Origin of the sequence: uncultured Mucilaginibacter sp., from assembly GCF_903893715.1 — a bacterium.
Taxonomy (GTDB): domain Bacteria; phylum Bacteroidota; class Bacteroidia; order Sphingobacteriales; family Sphingobacteriaceae; genus Mucilaginibacter.
In genome coordinates, this window is record NZ_CAITNG010000035.1 from 1 (window position 1) to 5,269 (window position 5,269).

Annotated in this window: 6 protein-coding genes; 1 reads left to right on the plus strand and 5 read right to left on the minus strand. The window is 44.8% G+C overall.

The genetic code is table 11. The annotated features are described in order from the left end of the window. Window positions 1-561, minus strand: a 561-nt coding sequence (locus tag QZX97_RS04485) for a terminase small subunit (RefSeq protein WP_295655324.1), incomplete at its 3' end; no start/stop codon positions are given. A gap of 363 nt (window positions 562-924) precedes the next feature. On the opposite strand from QZX97_RS04485, the gene QZX97_RS04490 reads away from it, so the two are divergent. Then, window positions 925-1,353: a hypothetical protein gene (locus tag QZX97_RS04490; RefSeq protein ID WP_295655322.1), complete on the plus strand. Its 429-nt coding sequence runs from the start codon at window positions 925-927 to the stop codon at window positions 1,351-1,353. A gap of 204 nt (window positions 1,354-1,557) precedes the next feature. Here the strand turns inward: QZX97_RS04490 and QZX97_RS04495 are convergent, their stop codons facing one another. The 4 genes from QZX97_RS04495 to QZX97_RS04510 form a co-directional block, all read right to left on the minus strand. Continuing rightward, window positions 1,558-1,935: a hypothetical protein gene (locus QZX97_RS04495; protein WP_295655320.1), complete on the minus strand. Its 378-nt coding sequence runs from the start codon at window positions 1,933-1,935 to the stop codon at window positions 1,558-1,560. Between the two features lie 277 nt (window positions 1,936-2,212). Beyond that, window positions 2,213-3,619 (minus strand): tetratricopeptide repeat protein, encoded by a 1,407-nt coding sequence (locus QZX97_RS04500; protein ID WP_295655318.1) that lies wholly within the window; start codon window positions 3,617-3,619, stop codon window positions 2,213-2,215. Between the two features lie 4 nt (window positions 3,620-3,623). Continuing rightward, on the minus strand, window positions 3,624-5,027 hold the full coding sequence (locus QZX97_RS04505; RefSeq protein WP_295655316.1) for a tetratricopeptide repeat protein: 1,404 nt from the start codon (window positions 5,025-5,027) through the stop codon (window positions 3,624-3,626). A 4-nt stretch (window positions 5,028-5,031) separates the two neighbouring features. After that, a partial coding sequence (locus tag QZX97_RS04510; RefSeq protein WP_295664263.1) for a hypothetical protein occupies window positions 5,032-5,269 on the minus strand: 238 nt, incomplete at its 5' end.

Below are 5,269 nucleotides of genomic sequence, written 5' to 3' on the forward strand. Positions count from 1 at the left end.
GCTTACCTCTTGGGTAAAAGCCGCACTGGGCCGGGTTTGCCCGTGCTCCGCTTCAAAAGCAATATCTTCAGCCGTTTCCGTCCGGTCAACCTCGGGCAAGGGCTTCCATTTCGCTTTGTAAAAACCCGTGTGCTTGCAAAGTTTATCAAGCGCTGCCATTTTATTGTGCAGTTTTATTTTGACCAGCTCACCAAAAATATGCCCGTCCTGGTAGCACATATCCGCCCGTTGGTAATAGCTTACCGCCGCTTTTTCCTCGTCCGTCAACTGGTGCATCTTCTTCGGCAGCCCGTAATCGTCATAGTAATTACCCATATTACAAAAGGCAATTTTCATCAGTTCGCGTAGCAGCATATCATGCGTCAGTTCCGCCCGCGCCGCGCTCCGGCTCATCGCCGCCTTCAAATACGCCTGTATCTTGGGCACATGCAGCAAGTCGCCCTTCAAGGCTGTGTTCTCGCTATACCCCGCCGCCACTGCGGCCCGGTACGCGTTAAAACTCAATAAATACTCCTCACAAAATTTTTGTTGTTTAAACGATAGTTCCTCTAAAATTGCCATAATGTTATGTTGTTGGTTTGAAATGAACGAAATAAAAAAGACATTAAATGTCCCCTAGGGACTACCTGTTTGTAGAAACAAATTAATAGTAACAATGCCCCGTATGGGGCTGCCCAACTTGCCCCCAGCTGCGTAAGGGCAACCGAAAATCCAAATTCCATGCAATATACGAAGAATAATTTATTATTACAAAAATTACCAAAGTGATATATCTGAATTCGGCAACATCTTTGCCAAATCAGGAAAAAAGCATTCCGGAATAACCCGCTTTGCAATTACATCAAAAACCAAAAACAGTGCTTACGTATATTTGAAGCCTGTTTTTATCGCTTTGGCGCGACAGGGCATCCTTTTTGCCTTGCTATGGTTAAACACGAAGAAATGATAGTAGATAGCAAAGTATATAAGTTAAACCAACGTGAAGACACCGTTGGTTTTTTAAGCGAAGAAGAATGTGCCCGGCTCAACATAGCCGATGCCAACCCCCGCATCCGGATGGGCTTTGTTGACAAGCGCATCCCCTTTATAGTATTGGCCGATGGTGGTGTGATTGCCGATACCAACGCCAATAACCCCAAAACCATTGCCGATAATTTTAAGGAGAGTATAGCTGCCGAAAACCTGTACTACGGCGCCGGCTTTATCGATGTGCACCACGGCAACCGCACCCTCGTGTTTCGCCACATGGCAAGCGCCCTGTTTTCGCGCAAATGGCATGTGATTGACGTAGCCGGCGAATTGCAGGCCGAGCTGGACCTTTATTATCCCGGCTACCGGGTGAGGGGCTTTTAATTTAACAATGTCAAAAACCCGCACCCGGCGCTCGATTGCAACGAGCGCTTAACATGGCTGAGCGCTTGCAACGCCGCACCCTGCGCTCGTTTGCAACGAGCGCTTAAATTGACAGGGCGTTTGCAACGCTTAGTCAAAAAAAAACCGCAGGCACAGGCTTGCGGTTTCAACAAAAAGATGTAAAACAATGCCATCATGGCGCAGTTACTTTGCGGTTTCGACTTTCGCGGCAGGTTTTTTAACAACCTTTTTTGCAGCAGGTGTGGCTACGGCGGTGTTGGTAACAGTTTCTTTTGTAGCGGGTGCTTCTGCGGCTTTTGGCGTTACAGTTTTTACAGGCGCCTTTACAGCTTTAACCGCAATATTTTCCTTGCGCGCAGGTGCAGCAGCCGGTTTTATCAGCTTGGCTAATTTTTTTGCCAACTTTGCCGATTCCTTTACAACCTGTTTTTCAATTTTTACAGCTTCGGTACCCAACTCGCTAACGGTTTTTAAAATAGCGTCAACTAAGCTGGCTTTAATGCTTTCGGTAGCAACCTTTTTTGCTGCCTTTTTTTGTATTTTATCTTCTTTCTTTTTCATACTTACTGATTATCAGCGCAAAACTAAGTTAAATCAATGTATTTTTAATGTTATATTTATGTTAATTATTAGCGTCGCTGTTAATATAAGGATACCAAAAAAACATATAAATTGTTTTACCAGCCTCAATAATTAATCATAGGATACGCTACCGCAAGGGTCGCATTTATGACCTATTGCACCACAAATGCCCCGCCGACTGCCGGATTACCTGTTTTGTAGAAAATAACGACCATTACTTTTTGCTCCTAAGAACTACCCTATAACCATCTGTATATTAATCATTCTTGCCGCCCTCCAAATGCGCTATCGTTTTCTTAGCCGCCGCAAGCCTTATCTGCTTGTTCTTTTCCGTAAGTACGTGCGCTATCCAATGCTCTAATTTATGGTGCAGCGGCACTAACAGAGCACCAATGCCTATCAGTATCAACAACATCAACGGCGGCGACTCATGCGTCAACCGCGCAAGGTAGGGGTGAATCAACAGGTTGATAAACTCAAATACCGCCAACAACACCACCACATTGAAGTATTTAATGAAATTCTCTTTTACAATAATGGTACGGCTTAGCGCGAAAAACAAAATGAGGAAGGTCAATATCGCCACGGCCAGCCCAGCAAATTGCAGGTTATGCCTCCGCTCTTCCTCAGCTTTTTGCTCCGTATTGGCCAGTTCTATTTGCCGCAGTTTTTCATCAAAACCCAGGCTTTGGTACTGGTTCAACCTTTGCTGGCTCGTTACCGAGTCTTTAGCGGCTTTAGCCAAGATAATGTAATGGTACGCGCTGTCGGTCACCCCCCTTTTTTGATAAAGCCCGCTCAGGTAGCTTCCTTTAAAATCAACGTCAGCTGTAAATTTGCCCTGGTCGTAGCTTATCGCGAAGGCTTTGCGTGCGTAATACAAGGCCGAATCCGCTTTTTGTTGCCGATCATATAATTCTGACATGCCCTGGTAGCAGTCACTGATTCCCGGTGTATATATCCTTCCTTGTTTAAAGGATGATAAACTACTTCTAAAACATTCCAGTGCGAGGTTAAGCTCGCCCGTTTTCAAATAGATATGTCCCATCAATAATAAAGGTCGGGCTGGTTTGCCCGATCTGAATCTCTTTTCCATGGCATATCCCTTTTGCGCGTAAACCATTGCCGAATCATATTGTGCCAGGATCAAATAAAATCTTCCGATCCATGTAAGGGTTACTGATGATAATAATTTTTGATTTATCCGTTCGAATATTTTTAATGCCTGAAAATCGTAGTCAATGGCACGGTGTTGATCGCCTTCGTCTGAGTAAACCAATGCCAGGTTACCGAGGTTTCTTGCAGTTCCTTCAGGATTGTCGATCTTTTCATTGATCCTGAGGGCTTGCAAAAAACACTCCATCGCTTTAGGGCTATTACCAGTAGGGTTATAGGCAGCACCGATCCTGTTTAAACTATTGGCCTCACCCTTACTAAAATGGATACGGTTGGCCAGCGATAAAGCCTCAAACCCCAGTTTTATAGCGGTGTCGGGCTTGGCAGGTTGAAACAAGAAGGCAAGGTCGCACAGTAAATTAACCCTCGCCGTATCACGCTTTTCCTTTTTTAATAAGGCTTTAAGGCTGTCAATAACGCGGCTTTGCGCGCGGCTTTCGCCGATGACAAACAAAACAGCAAGGAGTAATAATATCGTTTTTTTCATAAGCTTAATGGTTTTCCCCGCCCTCCAAACGCGCAATAGTTTTCTTCGCCGCCGCCAAACGTATCTGTTTGTTCTTCTCCGTAAGCACATGCGCTATCCAATGCTCCAATTTATGGTGCAGTGGCACCAGCAAAGCGCCAATGCCTATCAAAATCAACAACATCAGCGGTGGCGAATCATTGGTCAACCGGGCTAGGTAGGGGTGTATCAGCAGGTTAATAAACTCAAATACCGCCAGTAACACCACCACATTAAAGTATTTAATGAAATTCTCTTTTACGATAATGGTTCTGCTTAGCGCGAAAAACAAAATCAGGAAGCTCAATATCGCCACGGCCAGCCCTGCGAATTGCAGGTTGCGTTTCCGCTCTTCTTCGGCCTTTTGCTCCGTATTGGCCAGTTCTATCTGTCGTAGTTTTTCATCAAAACCCAGGCTTTGGAACTGGTTAAATCTTTGTTGGCTGGTTACCGAATCTTTTGCTGTTTTAGCCAACTTGAGGTAAAAATAGGCACTGTCTGCTTTTTCCTTTTTTTCATAAAGCCCGCTAAGGTAGGTCCCAACGTTATCGATGCTATTTGTATATCTATTGAGGCTGTAGGAAATTGCGAAAGCTTTGTTTGCATAATATAAGGCCGAATCCGCACGCCCCTCCTTATCATATAGGTTGGATAAGCCCAAGTAACTCGCGCCAACGCCAGACACAAATCTGGCTCGTTTATATTGTTTTATGCTGCCGCGAAAGCAGTCGAGGGCGAGGCTCGTTTCACCTGTCCTCAAATATACCTTACCCATCAATAGTAAAGCGGAACTCACGTCGTTCGAATTGGATTTTTTCCATCGCGCATACGCCTTTTGCGCGTATACCATCGCCGAGTCATCTTGCGCCATGGCAAAATAATAACCACCTATCAAACTAAAAGTTGTTGTTAATGCGGATTTTTCGTTGATCTGTTGAAATATCTTCACTGTCTGGCTGAGATATTCGATAGCAAGCTGATAATTACCCATATTGGCGTAAACAACCCCTAGGTTACCCAGGTTTCGTGCCTTGCCATCAAGGTTGTTTATCTTTTCGTTTATCCTCAGGGCCTGTAAAAGCAACTCCATGGCCTTGGGGCTATTGCCTGCGTTAATGTATGCAAGGCCTATCCTGTTCAAACTGGCGGCAACACCTTTGTCAAAATGTATCTTTTGCGCAAGCGTTAAGGCATCCATGCCTAATCGCATCGTCGAATCTGGCTTATAACCTACGTACTCCATACTCAGCGCGTTTAAGAGCGTTACCTTGCCCGTATCGCGCTTTTCCTTTTTTAATAAAGTTTTAATGCTGTCAATATTATGCGTTTGCGCGCGGCTTTCGCCGATGACAAACAAAACAGCAAGGAGTAATAATATCGTTTTTTTCATAAGCTTAATGGTTTTCCCCGCCCTCCAAACGCGCAATAGTTTTCTTCGCAGCCGCCAGCCGTATCTGTTTGTTCTTTTCCGTCAGCACATGGCTTATCCATTGTTCCAGTTGATGATGCAGGGGCACTAACAAAGACCCGATACCTATCAATATCATCAGCATCACCAAAGGCGAATCGTTGGTTACTTTGGCCAGATAGGGGTGTATCAGTAAATTGATAAACTCAAAAACGGCCAGCAAC